General features: G+C 69.7%; 14 protein-coding genes. 11 read left to right on the top strand and 3 right to left on the bottom strand.

Annotated elements, in window-relative coordinates:
* Positions 1-27: 27 nt before the first annotated feature.
* Positions 28-699, bottom strand: coding sequence for a 1-acyl-sn-glycerol-3-phosphate acyltransferase (locus OG496_RS14300; RefSeq protein ID WP_019059854.1), 672 nt, complete (start codon positions 697-699; stop codon positions 28-30).
* Between the two features lie 320 nt (positions 700-1,019).
* On the opposite strand from OG496_RS14300, the gene OG496_RS14295 reads away from it, so the two are divergent.
* The 3 genes from OG496_RS14295 to OG496_RS14285 all read left to right on the top strand — a co-directional run bounded on the left by OG496_RS14295 (position 1,020) and on the right by OG496_RS14285 (position 3,328).
* The gene (locus OG496_RS14295) at positions 1,020-2,204 is read left to right on the top strand and encodes a glycerophosphodiester phosphodiesterase (RefSeq protein WP_405971123.1); all 1,185 of its coding nucleotides are present in this window, start codon (positions 1,020-1,022) and stop codon (positions 2,202-2,204) included.
* A 73-nt stretch (positions 2,205-2,277) separates the two neighbouring features.
* Positions 2,278-2,784, top strand: coding sequence for a sigma-70 family RNA polymerase sigma factor (locus OG496_RS14290; protein ID WP_405971122.1), 507 nt, complete (start codon positions 2,278-2,280; stop codon positions 2,782-2,784).
* Between the two features lie 46 nt (positions 2,785-2,830).
* On the top strand, positions 2,831-3,328 hold the full coding sequence (locus tag OG496_RS14285) for a GNAT family N-acetyltransferase (protein WP_366495551.1): 498 nt from the start codon (positions 2,831-2,833) through the stop codon (positions 3,326-3,328).
* Here the strand turns inward: OG496_RS14285 and OG496_RS14280 are convergent.
* The gene (locus tag OG496_RS14280; protein WP_405971121.1) at positions 3,318-3,776 is read right to left on the bottom strand and encodes a hypothetical protein; all 459 of its coding nucleotides are present in this window, start codon (positions 3,774-3,776) and stop codon (positions 3,318-3,320) included. The genes OG496_RS14285 and OG496_RS14280 overlap by 11 nt on opposite strands.
* Before the next feature lies 1 nt (position 3,777).
* The gene (locus OG496_RS14275) at positions 3,778-4,137 is read right to left on the bottom strand and encodes a hypothetical protein (RefSeq protein ID WP_405971120.1); all 360 of its coding nucleotides are present in this window, start codon (positions 4,135-4,137) and stop codon (positions 3,778-3,780) included.
* A 50-nt stretch (positions 4,138-4,187) separates the two neighbouring features.
* On the opposite strand from OG496_RS14275, the gene OG496_RS14270 reads away from it, so the two are divergent.
* From OG496_RS14270 to cobT, 8 genes are all read left to right on the top strand, one after another.
* Positions 4,188-4,838 carry an HAD family hydrolase gene (locus OG496_RS14270; protein ID WP_366495549.1) on the top strand — a complete coding sequence of 217 codons (651 nt, stop codon included), beginning with the start codon at positions 4,188-4,190 and terminating at the stop codon, positions 4,836-4,838.
* 333 nt (positions 4,839-5,171) lie between these two features.
* On the top strand, positions 5,172-6,206 hold the full coding sequence (locus OG496_RS14265) for a methionine ABC transporter ATP-binding protein (RefSeq protein WP_405971119.1): 1,035 nt from the start codon (positions 5,172-5,174) through the stop codon (positions 6,204-6,206).
* The gene (locus OG496_RS14260) at positions 6,203-6,907 is read left to right on the top strand and encodes a methionine ABC transporter permease (protein ID WP_366495547.1); all 705 of its coding nucleotides are present in this window, start codon (positions 6,203-6,205) and stop codon (positions 6,905-6,907) included. The genes OG496_RS14265 and OG496_RS14260 overlap by 4 nt, the downstream gene beginning before the upstream one ends.
* Before the next feature lie 84 nt (positions 6,908-6,991).
* Positions 6,992-7,825 (top strand): MetQ/NlpA family ABC transporter substrate-binding protein, encoded by an 834-nt coding sequence (locus OG496_RS14255; protein ID WP_399396311.1) that lies wholly within the window; start codon positions 6,992-6,994, stop codon positions 7,823-7,825.
* Between the two features lie 32 nt (positions 7,826-7,857).
* Entirely contained in the window at positions 7,858-8,694 is an 837-nt protein-coding gene (locus tag OG496_RS14250) for a MetQ/NlpA family ABC transporter substrate-binding protein (protein ID WP_405971118.1), read from the top strand.
* A gap of 144 nt (positions 8,695-8,838) precedes the next feature.
* Positions 8,839-9,477: a GNAT family N-acetyltransferase gene (locus tag OG496_RS14245; protein ID WP_405971117.1), complete on the top strand. Its 639-nt coding sequence runs from the start codon at positions 8,839-8,841 to the stop codon at positions 9,475-9,477.
* 115 nt (positions 9,478-9,592) lie between these two features.
* Positions 9,593-10,816, top strand: a complete 1,224-nt coding sequence (gene cbiE, locus OG496_RS14240) for a precorrin-6y C5,15-methyltransferase (decarboxylating) subunit CbiE (protein WP_366495543.1) — start codon at positions 9,593-9,595, stop codon at positions 10,814-10,816.
* Between the two features lie 384 nt (positions 10,817-11,200).
* On the top strand, positions 11,201-15,064 hold the full coding sequence (cobT, locus tag OG496_RS14235) for a nicotinate-nucleotide--dimethylbenzimidazole phosphoribosyltransferase (protein WP_405971116.1): 3,864 nt from the start codon (positions 11,201-11,203) through the stop codon (positions 15,062-15,064).
* Positions 15,065-15,173 lie beyond the last annotated feature (109 nt).

Raw genomic sequence — 15,173 nt, 5'->3', positions numbered from 1 at the left:
CACGCACCCGCACCCGGCAACGAACCCTTAAGCGGCTTTTGCCTTGGTCGCGTACATGTCGACGTACTCCTGCCCCGACAACCGCATGACCTCAGTCATCACAGAGTCGGTCACAGCCCGCAGCACATACCGATCCCGGTCCATCCCCTCGTACCGAGAGAACTCCATCGCCTCACCGAACCGAACAGTGACCTTCCCCGGCCGGGGGAACCCCGCCCCACCTGGCTGCAACTTGTCCGTGCCGATCATCGCGAACGGAACAACAGGCGCCCCGGTCATCATCGTGAGCCGAGCGATCCCGGTGCGCCCCCGGTACAGGCGGCCATCGGGCGACCGCGTGCCCTCGGGATAGATCCCGAAGACCTTGCCCTCCTCCAGGATGCGACGCCCGGTCATCAGCGCCGCGACCCCGCCGTTCGCCCCGTCCCGGTCCACCGGAATCATGCCGACGCCGGTGAAGAACCAGGCCATGAGACGGCCCTTGAATCCCTCACCGGTGACGTACTCGTCCTTGCCGATGAAGAGCACCTGCCGGTCGCAGACCAGCGGAAGGATCATCGAGTCGATGAACGTGAGGTGGTTGCCGGCCAGGATCACCGGACCGTCTCCCGGGATGTGCTCGATTCCCTCCACCCGGGGGCGGAACATCAGGCGCATGATCGGTCCGAGCAGTGCCTTGATGAGCGCGAAGCGGGACAACGGGCCCTCCGGTGTCAAGGGGTTCGATATAAATCTGTGCAGGTGAGGACGATACTCGCGGCGCCCGGGGTATTGCACATCGGGTTCACCGAGGTCTTACGCAGTGTTGACGCACGTTTACCTGCGGTGCCGCGCCAGGACCGTCCCGTAACCGGGCCGCCATGTTGTGACGCATCTCGCGTTCCTTGGTGACGGCGAGTCAAACCTGCCAGCCGGTACGACATCCAGCGTCACCGCCGTGTTCCGGCCGAGGTCTCCCGTTCGTCATGTACGCGCACCTACGATCGGCGCGCACCGACGGGGCGACGCCAGGAGGCTTCATGGACACGCAGGGAACGCAGGGGCCGAACGAGCGAGCGAACGGCACCGGACGACGGGCGCTGCTCGGCGCGGCCGTGCTCGGCGCGGGAGTGGCCGCACTCGGACCGGCGGGCGCGGCGAGAGCCGCCGAGGCGACGACGGCACGCCACGGAGGCGGTGGCCTGAAGGACTTGCCCAAGCCGACGATCGTCGGTCACCGCGGCACCAGCGGCTACCGCCCGGAGCACACCTTCGGCTCGTACAACCTGGCCCTCGACCTCGGTGCCGACATCGTCGAGGCCGGTGACCTGGTCCCCACCAAGGACGGTCACCTGGTCTGCCGGCACGAGCCGGAGATCGGCGGCACGACGAACGTCGCCGACCACCCCGAGTTCGCGAGCCGCAAGACCACCAAGCTGCTCGACGGCGTCTCGACGACCGGCTGGTTCACCGAGGACTTCACGCTCGCCGAGCTGAAGACCCTGCGCGCGATCGAGCGCATCCCGGTCAACCGCCCGCACAACACGCTCTACAACGGCCGCTGGGAGATCCCCACCTTTGAGGAGGTCCTCAAGTGGCAGGACGAGCAGACCCGCAAGCGCGGCAAGCAGGTCTGGATCTACCCCGAGATGAAGCACCCCACCTACTTCCGCAAGCGCGGGTTCGAGATGGAGAAGCTGCTCTCGACGATCCTGCGCAAGCACGGCAAGGACCGTAAGAACTCCCCGGTCCTCATCCAGTCCTTCGAGCCGACCAGCATCGCGAAGATCAACAAGCTCGTCGGCAACCCGCTGGTCGTGCTGCTGTCCGGCACGGGCACCCAGCCCTTCGACTTCATCGACCAGGGCGACCCCCGCACGGTCGACGACCTGGTCAAGCCGAAGGGTCTCGCCGAGATCGCGACGTACGCGGACGGCCTGGGCCCGACGCTCGACCTGATCATCACGAAGAACGCCGACGGCAGCCTCAACAAGGAGACCACCCTGGTCGCCGACGCGCACAAGGCGGGCCTGATCCTGCACCCCTACACCATGCGCAACGAGAACCCCTTCCTGCCGCTGGAGTACCGCAAGGGCACCGCCCCGGACGCCTACGGCGACGCGTTCGGCGCCTTCAAGCGCTACTTCGCCACGGGCATCGACGGTGTCTTCACCGACAACGCCGACACTGGTCTGCTCGCCCGCGCGGACTTCGTCAACGGCTGAGCCCCGCGCCCCGTTGGAGTGACAGACGGCCGCCCCGGCAACCTCGCGCCGGGGCGGCCGCGTCGTGCCGCATATGACGCACCAACTTGTCGCCACCTTGCGCCCACTGCTCGCCGCCGAGGCGTCCGCGGAGGCATATGCCTCCGGAACCGAGCCCGGCGACCTCGAACAGGCCGTCTGGCTCCGCCTCCTGGAGCTCCTCGACGCTTCCGGCCCACCGGTCGACCCCCAGCGCTGGCTCCGCCGCGCGGTCCGCTCGGAGGCCCGGCGCAGCCGTCGTACCGCCCGCCTCGAACAGTCGTACGGCGACGAGCCCGTCGACGACAGCGATCGCGGCCCCGAGCAGGCCGCGCTCACGGCGGCGAGGCATCGCGCGCTGCATGACGCGGTGAGCCGATTGCCGGGCCGTTGCCCCCGGCTGATGGAGGCGCTGCTGTCGCCCAAGGACCTCACCTACCGCGAGATCGCGGGGGAGTTGGGTATCTCACAGGGCAGTCTCGGCCCGGAACGTTCCAGATGTCTGGGATGTCTTCGGCGATTGCTGGCGCCGGAGGTTGCGGCCCACGAAGCACGGGGATAGGAGTGAGGAATCAAGTGGCGATCAGGTGAGCGGGAGGCGTGCGCACATGGGCATGAGCGTGACCATCTCGGTGGCGACCGAGCAGGACTCAGAGCAGATCTTCAGGCTGCAGTACCTGTGCTTCCAGAGCGAGGCGGCGCTGTACGGCAACTACCGCATCGACCCGCTCCTCCAGAGCCTCGACTCGGTCCGGGCCGAGGTCGGTTCCGACTGTGTCTTCGTCGCCCGGCTGGGCGAGGAGGTGGTCGGATCGGTCCGCGGCACGGTGACCGAGGACGGCGCGGCGGCCATCGGCAAACTCTGCGTCCACCCACGCCTCCAGGGCCACGGCATCGGCGCCCGCCTCCTCCGCGCGGCCGAGTCGGCCCTCGCCGGGGAGCGCGGCGCCAAGAAGTTCCGCCTCCACACCGGCCACCGCAGCGAGGGCAACCTCCGCCTGTACCGCCGCGTCGGCTACGAGACCGTAGGAACCTCCCAGGGCGACGACGGCGTACCGATGATCGTCCTGGAGAAGCCGGTGGAGGCGTACGTCGCTACGGCGTGACGGTGTCGGAGGTGTCGGCAGTGTCGGCCGTGCGGTTCTTCCGCAGCCAGTACAGCGCGGAGAGCGGCAGCAGCACGGGGATGAAGATGTACCCCGCGCCGTAGTACGACCAGACCGTCGCGTCCGGGAAGGCCGAGCTGTCGAACACGGTCAACGTACCGACGATCAGGACACCCGCGAGTTCGGCGGCGCAGCACGCCTGTGCCGCCAGGCGGGCTTTCTCACCGCCGCGGATCAGGGAGTACGTGATGAATCCGTACACCACGCCCGCGACGGCGGACAGGGAGTAGGCGAGCGGGGCCCGGTCGAACTCGGTGGCGATCTGGTAGACGGAGCGGGAGACCGCGCCGACGACCATCACGCCGTAGAACCAGACGAGCAGCATGCCGGGCCCGCTGATGAGCCTCTTGGGCTTCTCTTCCACGGTGTTCTCTTCCACGGTGGTCATCTCAGCTTCCCCAGATGTCGTAGAGCCGCACTTCGAGCACGGCGAGGACCACACCGCCGGCCGCGGCCGTGATCGAACCCCAACGCGTGCGCTCCGTCAGGGACATGAAGCCCGCCGCCGGGACGGACGCGAACGCGCCCAACAGATACGCCACGAAGATCACGGTGCCCTGCTCCGCCTTCTCGCCGCGCGCCAACTGCACGATGCCGACCACCAGTTGGACCGTGGCCAGCAGGGTGACGACGGCCATGCCGATGAAGTGCCAGTCCTTGGTCGGCTGATCACGGTAGGCCGCCCACCCGCACCAGGTGGCGAGCAGCAGCGCGGCGACACCGGTCGCCAGCGTCAGGGCATCAAGCATGCAGTGACCCTATTACGGGCCAAAAGGCAGGTGACCGTAGGGTCGGGAACATGAAGATCCACGCTGAGGCCCTCCTGTTCGACAACGACGGCACGCTCGTCTCCTCCCTCGAATCCGTGCGCCGGTGCTGGACCCGGTGGGCGGAGGAGTTCGGGATCACCGCCGAGGACTTCGCCCGGGTCGAACTGCACGGGCGGACCGCCGTGGCGATAGCCGCCGACCTGCTGCCCGCCGACGTCGTCCCGGCCGCGGTCGCACGGATCGAGGCGCTGGAGGTCGAGGACGTGCCCAACGGCGGCGCGACCCTGCTGCCCGGCACCCGGGACTTCCTCGACTCGCTGCCCGCCGACCGCTGGGCCGTCGTCACCTCCGCCACCCGGCGCCTCGCCGAGGCCCGGCTCGCGCACGCCGGCATCCTCCCCAAGACCCTCGTGGTCGCCGAGGACGTCACCCGCGGCAAGCCCGACCCCGAGCCCTACCTGCTCGCCGCACGCCAGCTGGGCGTCGACCCGGCCCGCTGTGTCGTCTTCGAGGACGCCCCGGCGGGACTCCAGGCGGGCCGCGCGGCCGGAATGATCACCGTGGCATTGGCCACAACGCACGAGGCCCACGAGCTCGACGCCGACCTTGTTGTGAGCGACCTGTCAGCCTTGTCCGCGCTGGTCAGCGACGGGGGAGTGGAGATCTCCGTACGCGGCTGACGGGCGTCCGCCGCTGTCCGGCATGCGGACAGCGGCAGTTTGTCAGGACCGTACGTCTGCTTTACTGATTCCATGACCACGACGAGCAGCCGCACCCTTGCGACCGAGGCGACCCTGACGCCCGGTGCTCGTTGTATGTGTCGAATGTGCGCCTCCTAGAGGGCCCCCCGCACCACCCCCGGGCTTTGCGCCCCGAGCCTCGCGCCCCGAAGCGAGCCGCCGTGGCATGTCCGTACCTCGCATCTCGTACGTGACTGACGCCGCCCCGCGCACATTTCCCCCCTCGTACCAGGGCACACCCACGCCCGCGTACCCGACAGTCATGGAACCCCAGTGATCACCACATCGGGCCTGACCAAGGTCTACCGCTCACGCGGCCGTGAGGTCACCGCCCTCGACGGCGTCGATCTCCACGTCCGCGAAGGCGAGGTCTACGGCGTCATCGGCCAGTCCGGCGCCGGCAAGTCCTCGCTCATCCGCTGCGTCAACCTCCTGGAGAAGCCCACCGCCGGCACGGTCACCGTCGCCGGGCAGGACCTCACCGCCCTCGCCGGGCGCGGACCGCGCGCCGGACGGGAACTCCGGCAGGCGCGCAGCCGTATCGGCATGGTCTTCCAGCACTTCAACCTGCTCTCCTCGCGGACCGTGCAGGACAACATCGAGCTGCCCCTCGAAATCCTTGGCAAGTCCGGGAAGGAACGGTCCGCCAAGGCCCTCGAACTCCTCGACCTCGTCGGGCTCTCCGACAAGGCCAAGTCCTACCCGGCGCAGCTCTCCGGCGGTCAGAAGCAGCGCGTCGGCATCGCCCGCGCGCTGGCCGGCGACCCCAAGGTGCTGCTCTCCGACGAGGCCACCAGCGCGCTCGACCCGGAGACCACCCGCTCGATCCTCCAGCTGCTGCGCGACCTGAACCGGCAGCTGGGCCTGACCGTCCTGCTCATCACCCATGAGATGGACGTCGTCAAGAACGTGTGCGACTCGGCCGCGCTCATGGAGAACGGCCGCATCGTCGAGTCCGGCACGGTGAGCGAACTGCTCGCGACCCCGGGCTCCGAGCTGGCCTCCGCGCTGTTCCCGGTCAGCGGCGAGGCGCACGGCGCGGACCGCACGGTCGTCGACGTCACCTTCCACGGCGAGGCCGCCACCCAGCCCGTCATCTCCCAGCTCTCGCGCACCTACAACATCGACATCTCGATCCTCGGCGCCGCCATCGACACCGTCGGCGGACTCCAGGTCGGCCGCATGCGCATCGAACTGCCCGGCCGCTACGAGGACAACGTCGTGCCGATCGGCTTCCTGCGCGAACAGGGCCTGCAGATCGACGTGTTGGGCCAGGAGCCCGTACTGCTGAAGGAAGGTGCCAAGTGACCTGGTCGGAGATGCAGCCGCTGCTGTCCCAGGCGTGTTGGGACACCCTGTACATGGTCGGCTGGTCCACGGTCATCGCCGTCGTCGGCGGGCTTCCGCTCGGCATCCTGCTGGTCCTGACCGACCGCGGCGGACTGCTCCAGAACGTCGCCGCCAACAAGGTCATCGGGCAGATCGTGAACGTCGCGCGCTCGCTGCCGTTCATCATCCTCATGGTCGCGCTGATGAACTTCACCCGGACCATCACCGGCACGACCATCGGCCGCGAGGCCGCCATCGTGCCGCTCGCGATCGGGGCAATCCCCTTCTTCGCGCGCCTTGTTGAGACAGCTGTCCGGGAAGTGGACGGCGGGCTCGTCGAGGCCGTGCAGTCGATGGGCGGCAACACCTGGACCGTCGTACGCAAGGTCCTCGTGCCGGAGTCCCTGCCCTCGCTGATCTCCAGCACCACCACGACGATCGTCGCGCTCATCGGCTACTCCGCGATGGCGGGCACGGTCGGCGCCGGCGGCCTCGGCGACATCGCCATCCGCTACGGCTACCAGCGCTTCGAGACCCAGCTGATGTGGATCACCGTGGCGATCCTCGCGGTCGTCATCTCCCTCATCCAGTTCGCCGGCGACTACGCGGCCCGCTCCGTGCACCGGCGCGGCGGACAGTCAGGACCCGCGCCGAGGCTCCGGCTGCTGAAGGCCGCGTAAGCACACCCCGGCATCCCCCAAGGCTCCCCGCACCACCCAACGCGGGGTCGTACCACGCAACACCCTTCAGGAAAGGCACTTTTCGTGCGTAACACCGCAAAGCTCACCACCGCCGTCCTCGCCGCCGGAGCCCTCACCTTCGCGCTCTCGGCCTGCGGTTCGGACAAGGGTTCCTCCTCGGCCTCCGACTACAGCGGACCGCTGGTCGTCGCCGCGAGCCCCACCCCGCACGCCGAGATCCTCGACTACGTCAAGGACCACCTGGCGAAGAAGGCCGGACTCGACCTGGAGGTCAAGGAGTTCACCGACTACGTCACGCCGAACACGGCGACGGAGGACGGCTCGGTGGGCGCCAACTACTTCCAGAACCAGCCGTACCTCGACGACTTCAACAAGAAGAACGGCACCCACATCGTGCCCGTCGTCACGGTCCACCTGGAGCCGCTCGGCCTCTACTCCCACAAGGTCAAGAGCGCCGACGCCCTCAAGAGCGGCGCGACGGTCGCCGTCCCGAACGACAGCGTGAACGAGGCCCGCGCCCTCAAGCTGCTCGCGGCCAACGGGCTGATCACCCTCAAGTCCGGTGTGGGCAACGAGGCGACCCCCGCGGACATCACCAAGAACCCGAAGAAGCTCAAGTTCAAGGAGTTGGAGGCGGCCCAGACCCCGCGCTCCCTGGACGACGTCGACGCGGCCGTCATCAACGGCAACTACGCGATCTCCTCGGGCCTGAAGCCCGCCAAGGACGCCCTGATCCTGGAGTCCGCGACGAACAACCCGTACGGCAACTTCCTCGCCGTGAAGAAGGGCAACGAGAAGGACCCGCGCGTCAAGAAGCTCGCGAAGCTGCTGACCTCGCCCGAGGTGAAGAAGTTCATCGAGGACAAGTACGCCGGTTCCGTCATCCCGTCCTTCTGACCGTCCTTCTGAACAGAGTCGGGGGAATCACCATGCGCAAGAGCATCGCTGTCACGGCGGCCGGACTGGCCGTGACCTTCTTCGGCCTCACGGCCTGCGGTTCAGGCTCCGGCTCAGGCAAGAGCGGCGGCAAGGCCGACGGCGCGCTCGTCGTCGGCGCCACCGCCGTGCCGGCCGGCGAGGTCCTGACGTACATCAAGGACAACCTGGCCGCGAAGGCCGGACTGAAGCTGGAGATCAGGGAGTTCACGGACTACGTCCTGCCGAACACCGCGCTCCAGGAGGGCTCGCTGGACGCGAACCTCTACCAGAACCAGCCCTTCCTGGACGAGTTCAACAAGTCCAAGAACACCGACCTGGTCTCGGTCGTCAAGGCGTATCTGCCGCCGATGGGCGTGTACTCCAAGAAGATCAAGGACATCGCCAAGCTCGCCGACGGAGCCACCGTCGCCGTGCCGAACGAGACCACCAACGAGGGACGCGCCCTCAAACTCCTCGCCGCCAAGGGGCTGATCACGCTCAAGAAGGGCGCGGGCACGGACGCGTCCCCCGCGGACATCACGGCCAACCCGAAGCACCTGAGGTTCAAGGAGCTGGACCCGGCCCAACTCCCGCGCTCGCTGGACGACCTGGACGTGGCCGTCATCAACAACAACTACGCCCAGGACGCGGGCCTCAGCCCTGCCAAGGACGCGATCCTCCTGGAGTCGGCGAAGGACAACCCCTACGCCAACCTCCTGGCCGTCAAACGCGGCAACGAGGACGACCCCCGCGTAGAGAAGCTCGCGAAGCTTCTCGTCTCCTCCGACGTGAAGAAGTTCATAGCGGAGAAGTACAAGGGCTCTGTCCTGCCGGTCACTTCCGGCTGACGGGGGCGTATACGGCGTATCACCACGCACGGGGTCCACGCCCTCACCATGAGTGGACCCCGTGGTGCGGTTCCCCGCTTTCATGCTGCATGCTGGGCAGTTCAGGTAGGCCCGGAACATTTTCCGAAGGTTACGGAGCGGCGCATGACGAGCACCTTCCCCAACATCTCCATCAACACGGAGCGGTTGGTGCTCCGGCCCCTCGACGAGGACGACATCCCCGCGCTGACGGAGATGATGAACGACGAGCAGGTCGCGGCCTGGACCGACGTCCCCCAGCCGTTCACCGAGGCCGGCGCCCGGCGGTGGATCACCGGCTACGCGCCCGCCGAGCGGACCTCGGGCCGCGGCCTCGACCTCGCCGTCACCGAGTTCCTCACCCAACGGCTCGTCGGCATCGTCCAGTTGACCAAGACCAACTGGCACATCCGGTCCACCGAGCTGTCGTACATCATCGCGCCCTGGGCCCGCGGCGAGGGCTACGCCTCCGAGGCCGCGCTCGCCACCGCCCAATGGCTGTTCGGGGACCAGAAGTTGGAGCGCATCGAGCTGCGCACCGCCGCCGACAACACGGCCTCCCAGCAGGTGGCCCAGAAGATCGGCTGCATCAGCGAGGGCGTCCTGCGGGGCGCGTGCATAGCGCATATCCACGCCGACGACGGCACCTGGAGCGACGTCCGCACCGACTTCATCGTGTGGAGCCTCCTCCCGGAGGACCTGGAGGGCACGGCTGAACAGTTGGAGGACATCGACGGTTTCACGTCACTCGCCGACTGGAACTGAATCCGGCGGGTACGACCACGGGAGCACCGCCCAGCCGCACCAGGTACCCTCACGGTGCCCGCGTACGGGCCGCTTTCCCCGACGACCTGCGAATTACCCCTGGAGACTGACGACGATGGCCGACCGCGTCACGGTGATCGGCTGGGACGGCTCTCCGCTGACCGCCGCGGCACGCTCCGCCCTCGCCGCCGCCACCCTTGTGGCCGGCGCGCCCCACCATCTCGCGCTCCCCGAGGTACTGCCGCGCGCCGAGCGCATCCGCCTCGGCAGCGTCGCCCTCGCCGCCCGCCGCATCGCAGGGCACCGCGGCACCGCGGTCGTGTTCGCCGACGGGGACCCCGGCTTCTTCGGAGTCGTACGGACCCTGCGCGCACCGGAGTTCGGCCTGGAGGTGGAGGTCGTCCCCGCGGTCTCCTCCGTGGCCGCCGCCTTCGCCCGCGCCGGGATGCCCTGGGACGACGCACAGGTGGTGGTCGCACACAGGCGCACCCTGCGACGCGCGGTGAACGTGTGCCGGGCCCACACAAAAGTCGCCGTCCTCACCTCACCGGGCGCCGGACCCGCCGAACTCGGTCTCCTCATGGAGGGCGTCCACCGCACCTTCGTCATCTGCGAGGAACTGGGCACCGAGCACGAGCAGGTCACCGTCCTCACCTCCGACAAGGCCGCCGACCGCACCTGGCGCGACCCCAACGTCGTCATCGTGATGGGCGGCCCGGTCGGCCCGTCCGTCACCGGGACCACCGGCGAGGGCTGGATCGCCGGCCGCGACCCGTCCGCGGTCGCCCGCGGCTGGACCCTCCCCGCCGAGGCCTACGGCGGTGAGCTCGGCGAAGGCGAGACGGATCTGCTCCGGGCCGCCCAACTCGCCCGCCTCGGCCCCCGCGTCGGAGACCTCGTGTGGGACATCGGCTGCGGCAGCGGCGCCTTCGCCATCGAGGCGGCCCGCGCCGGAGCCGCCGTCATCGCCGTCGACCGCGACGCCCAGGCCTGCACCCGCACCGACTCCGCCGCCCGGAGCTTCGGCGTGCACCTCCAGATCGTCCAGGGCGACGCCCCGCACATCCTGGAGAACCTGCCCGAACCCGACGTAGTACGGGTCGGCGGCGGGGGAGTGGCCGTCGTCTCCGCGGTCGCCGACCGGCGCCCGCAGCGCATCGTGGCGCACGCCGCCACCCGCGACGAGGCCGAACTAGTCGGCCGCGACCTGACGGAGCACGGCTACCACGTCGAGTGCGCCCTCCTCCAGTCCGTCGAACTCGACACCAGGGCCTGGACGGAGACGGAACGGAGCGTCGCGTTCCTGCTCAGCGGCCTCCTTCCGGAGCGCGCTTCCTGACCCCTCGTACCGTCCCCGTGATCCTGTTGTCGTACTGCGCGCGGTAGGCTGGCGGACTGTTGTACCGCATCGGGTGACCCGGCACTTCGTTCGTCAATGTCCGGAAAACCCGCCCGTTTTGGGGTGAGTGTGGTACGGCGGAACCGGAGGACGCGCAACGTGGCGCAGTCCACAGCGGGCCGTCGCGGGTCTACCTGTCGCGACGGCCGAACGGCCGCGACAATGCCAGTCAATGGCTTTGTCGTCTAAATGGCTTTGTCGCCTTTTGGCGTCGGGTCGTTCGTGCCGCTGGACAGGCACGCTCGTTCTCCACTGCGGGGCGGTCGGTGCGCCGTTCCCGGTGAGCGGGTCGTAGAAGCACTAACCGATGGGCGAGGGGTACGCATGACCGACACCGGCCAGATCCCGGCCGAGGGGCTGCCGGAGAACGCAGGCATGGTGGAACAGCCAGGCGTTCCCGCGCACGGCGCGTACACCTACCTCTCCGAGACCACCGCCGAGGACGAAGACCTGCTGCTCCTCCCGGGCGCCCAGGGCGCCTGGGGCAACGAGGTCCCGCCTCCCGCCCCCGAGCCCGTTTTCGAGACGCTCCATGAGCCGGCCCCGCATGAAGCGGCGGCCTACGAGCCGGGCCTGCACGAGGCTGCCGCGCAGGAGCCGGGTGTGTACGAGGCCGCTCCGCAGGAACCGGCTCCGCACGAGGCTGTCGCGTACGAGGCTCCCTTGCCCGAGCCGGCTGCGCATGAGGCTGCCGCACACGAGGCCGCGCCGCACGAGCCGGTTCTGCATGAGGCTGCTCCGCCTGAGGCTGCTGTACATGAGCCAGGTCCGCATGAGACGGCCGGCCGTGACAGCGGTTCCGTCGATCTGGGGGGCGTCCGGCTGTCCGCACCGCCGCCGCCCGCGCCGGTCCCGCCGCGCCGTCCGCTGCACCTCGGCCCGCCCCTCCCCGACACCTCCGCGAGCCCGGTCCGCTCCCTCGCCGACCGCGGTCCCGCCGGGGCGCCGGTACGGCAGGTGGGCTCGCCGACGCCCGGCCCCGAGTACTTCGACGCACCCCAACTCCGCGACCTGCCCCCGCAGGGCGCGGCTCCCTGGGGCGCCCAGGTTCCGGTGAGCGCGGGGGTGCCGACAGCGGAAACGGTTGTTCCGGTTGGCAAACCGGACGGCCAGTTCGCCGGTGAGCCCGTCGGCGGGGGGATCGCCATGGCCCTGGACGCCGGGGTCGTCGTGCCGGAGCCCGAGCCGGGTCCGGTCATGGCCGCGGGCGCGAGCACCGGCAAGGACGCCGACTTGGCGCAGGCTCCCCACGCGGGTGGGGCGTGGCAGGGGCACGGTCAGTCGTTCAACGGTGAGCCCGCGGCCGCTTTCGCCCACGTGAGCACGGAGAGCTCCGGACACGCCGGTGTTGGTGTCGCTGAGGTGGGTCAACTGCCCGAGGCCGCCGAGGAGTTGGTTGCCGAGCAGGCCCAGGTGCAGACCCAGCTGCAGGACCATGCGCAGGCCCCGGTGCAGGCGCAGGTGGAGGTGCCGGGCTCCGGTGCGGAGTTCGTGCCTGCTGGTGACGGGCACGGTGGTGACGCCGGGTACGTGCCGGAGGGTGCGGGAGCCTTCGAGGCCGTGCCGGTTCCCGGGGACGCGTTTGCGGTGGCTGCCGGGCAGGAGTCGGCGCAGGTCGCTGTTCCGGCTCCCGTGCCGGGCGCCGGTTCCGATGTCGCGCCGGAGCCTGAGGTCGTGCCGGTTCCGGAGGAGGCGTTCGCTTCTGAGGGTGCGGTGTTGCCGGAGGCCGTTCCTGTGGCGGGAGTCGAAGAGGGCTTCGACGCCGGGTTCGCGGCCGCTAACGAGCAGGTGGCCCAGCCCGTACTCGCGCACGCTCCCGAAGAAGTGCTCGCGCAGGAAGTCGCCCCCGAGCCGGTGTTGGTTCAGGACGCCGTGCAGGAGCCCGAGGCCGTAGCCGCTCCGGAGCCGGTCCAGGCAGAGGACGTCGTGTACGCCCCCGCGCCGGACCAGGTTCTCGAAGCCCCTCACGCTCCCGAGATCACCCCGGTCGACGAGACGGCGGTCATCCAGGAAGCCGAGCCAACTCCGGCCGCTTTCCCGGAAGTTGAGACACCGCTCACCCCCGAAGCCGTGCCCCTCGCCGACACCGAAGCCGAATTCACACCGGCCCCCGAGCCCGTCGTAGCCGAATCCCACGTAACGGAGTCGGCCCCGCTGGAGCCGGAGTTGCAGCCCCAGCCCCACCCCCAGCCTCACCCGGACGACTCCCTCGGCCGGTTCGTCCCGGTGGAGGGCTCCGTGCCCACCACCCCCCACCTCGCACCGACTCCGCCGCACCCGCTCGTCCTCCCCGTGGAGGAGCAACCGGGTGTCACAGAGGAACTCTTCGCCGCCGTACCCGCCCCCCGTGAGGCAGACCCGGAACTCGTACAGCACGCGGACGACCTGGACACCCGGGCCGCTGACCAGGAAGAAGAGAGCACGGCCGTAGTGGAAGACGTACGAGAGTCCACCGGTCCTGCCGCTCCCGCCTACGACGACGCCGAACGCGAGGCCGTGCTGAAGGTGATGCGGGAGCGTCGGGACATCCGGAACGGCTTCCGTAGTGACCCGATCCCGCACGACGTGCTGTTGCGGGTGCTGGAGGCGGCGCACACGGCGCCGTCCGTCGGGCACTCGCAGCCGTGGGACTTCGTGGTCATCCGTTCCGCCGACACGCGCCGGAACATGCACGAACTGGCGCAGAGCCAGCGCGAGGCGTACGCCAAGTCGCTGCCGAAGGGCAGGGCGAAGCAGTTCAAGGAACTGAAGATCGAGGCCATCCTCGACACCCCGGTGAACATCGTCGTCACCGCCGACCCGACCCGCGGCGGCCGGCACACGCTGGGCCGGCACACGCAGCCGCAGATGGCGCCGTACTCCGCCGCGCTCGCCGTCGAGAACCTCTGGCTCGCCGCCCGCGCCGAGGGCCTCGGTGTCGGCTGGGTCAGTTTCTTCGACGAGCGCGAGATGGTCCGCGCGCTCGGCCTGCCGGAGCACCTGGAGGTCATCGCGTACCTCTGCGTCGGCTACGTCGACGAGTTCCCGGACGAGCCCGAGCTGATGCAGGCCGGCTGGTCCAAGCGCCGCCCGCTGTCGTGGGTCGTGCACGAGGAGACGTACGGCCGTCGGGCGCTGCCCGGCGAGGACCCGCACGACCTGCTCGCGGAGACCGTCGCCGGTATTCGCCCGCTGGACGCGAAGGCGCTCGGCGAGGCGTGGGAGCGGCAGAAGCGGATGACGAAGCCGCCGGGTTCGCTCGGCATGCTGGAGATCATCTCCGCGCAGCTGTCCGGCCTGTCCCGGCAGTGCCCGCCGCCGATCCCGGAGCCCGCGGCCGTCGCGATCTTCGCGGGCGACCACGGCGTGCACGCGCAGGGCGTCACGCCCTGGCCGCAGGAGGTCACGGCCCAGATGGTCGCCAACTTCCTTGGCGGCGGCGCGGTTTGCAACGCCTTCGCGAGCCAGGTGGGCGCCGAGGTGTGCGTCGTGGATGTCGGTGTGGCGTCCGAACTCCCGGCCACGCCAGGCCTGTTGCCCCGCAAGATCCGTGCCGGTACGTCCGACATGACGACCGGCCCGGCGATGTCCCGCGAGGAGGCCAAGCAGGCCATCGAGGTGGGCATCGAGACGGCCCGCGACCTGGTGGCGGCCGGCAACAAGGCTTTGCTCACAGGTGAGATGGGCATCGCGAACACCACCGCGTCCGCCGCCCTGATCTCGGTGTTCACGGACACCGACCCCGCCGAGGTCACCGGCCGGGGCACCGGCATCAACGACGAGACCCTCGCCCGCAAGACGGAGGTCGTGCGCCGCGCGATCGACCTGCACCAGCCGGACCCGGCCGACCCCATCGGCGTACTCGCCGCGGTCGGCGGCTTCGAACACGCGGCGATGGTCGGCCTGTTGCTCGGCGGCGCGTCCCTGCGTACGCCGGTGATCCTGGACGGCGTCAGCGCCGGCGCCGCGGCTCTCGTGGCCCGCGCGATCGCCCCCGAGGTCCTCGCGGCCTGCATCGCGGGCCACCGCAGCGCCGAACCGGGCCACGTGGCGGCGCTGAACAAGCTCGGCCTGCGCCCCTTGGTCGACCTGGACCTCCGCCTCGGCGAGGGCACGGGCGCGCTGCTGGCCCTGCCGCTGGTGCAGAGCACGGCGCGGGCGATGCACGAGGTGGCGACGTTCGACTCGGCCGGCGTCACCGAGAAGTAGACCGACCCGGACCGGGGGTGGGGTGGGCACGCGTTCCGTCGCGCCCACCCCACCCCCGCCGTACGCTGAACGCACTCTAAAATCCGCACGTCAGGGCCGCTCCAGAGCC

The sequence above is a fragment of the Streptomyces sp. NBC_00988 genome, from assembly GCF_045162645.1.
Classification (GTDB): domain Bacteria; phylum Actinomycetota; class Actinomycetes; order Streptomycetales; family Streptomycetaceae; genus Streptomyces.
The sequence above is the reverse complement of the archived record's forward strand: the minus strand, read 5'-3'. Positions and strand labels throughout refer to the sequence as shown.

Coding starts and splice junctions, on each gene's coding strand:
- OG496_RS14295 (WP_405971123.1), top strand. CDS start 1,020: ATGGACACGCAGGGAACGCAGGGGCCGAACGAGCGAGCGAACGGCACC.
- OG496_RS14290 (WP_405971122.1), top strand. CDS start 2,278: ATGACGCACCAACTTGTCGCCACCTTGCGCCCACTGCTCGCCGCCGAG.
- OG496_RS14285 (WP_366495551.1), top strand. CDS start 2,831: ATGGGCATGAGCGTGACCATCTCGGTGGCGACCGAGCAGGACTCAGAG.
- OG496_RS14280 (WP_405971121.1), bottom strand. CDS start 3,776: ATGACCACCGTGGAAGAGAACACCGTGGAAGAGAAGCCCAAGAGGCTC.
- OG496_RS14275 (WP_405971120.1), bottom strand. CDS start 4,137: ATGCTTGATGCCCTGACGCTGGCGACCGGTGTCGCCGCGCTGCTGCTC.
- OG496_RS14270 (WP_366495549.1), top strand. CDS start 4,188: ATGAAGATCCACGCTGAGGCCCTCCTGTTCGACAACGACGGCACGCTC.
- OG496_RS14250 (WP_405971118.1), top strand. CDS start 7,858: ATGCGCAAGAGCATCGCTGTCACGGCGGCCGGACTGGCCGTGACCTTC.
- OG496_RS14245 (WP_405971117.1), top strand. CDS start 8,839: ATGACGAGCACCTTCCCCAACATCTCCATCAACACGGAGCGGTTGGTG.
- cbiE (WP_366495543.1), top strand. CDS start 9,593: ATGGCCGACCGCGTCACGGTGATCGGCTGGGACGGCTCTCCGCTGACC.
- cobT (WP_405971116.1), top strand. CDS start 11,201: ATGACCGACACCGGCCAGATCCCGGCCGAGGGGCTGCCGGAGAACGCA.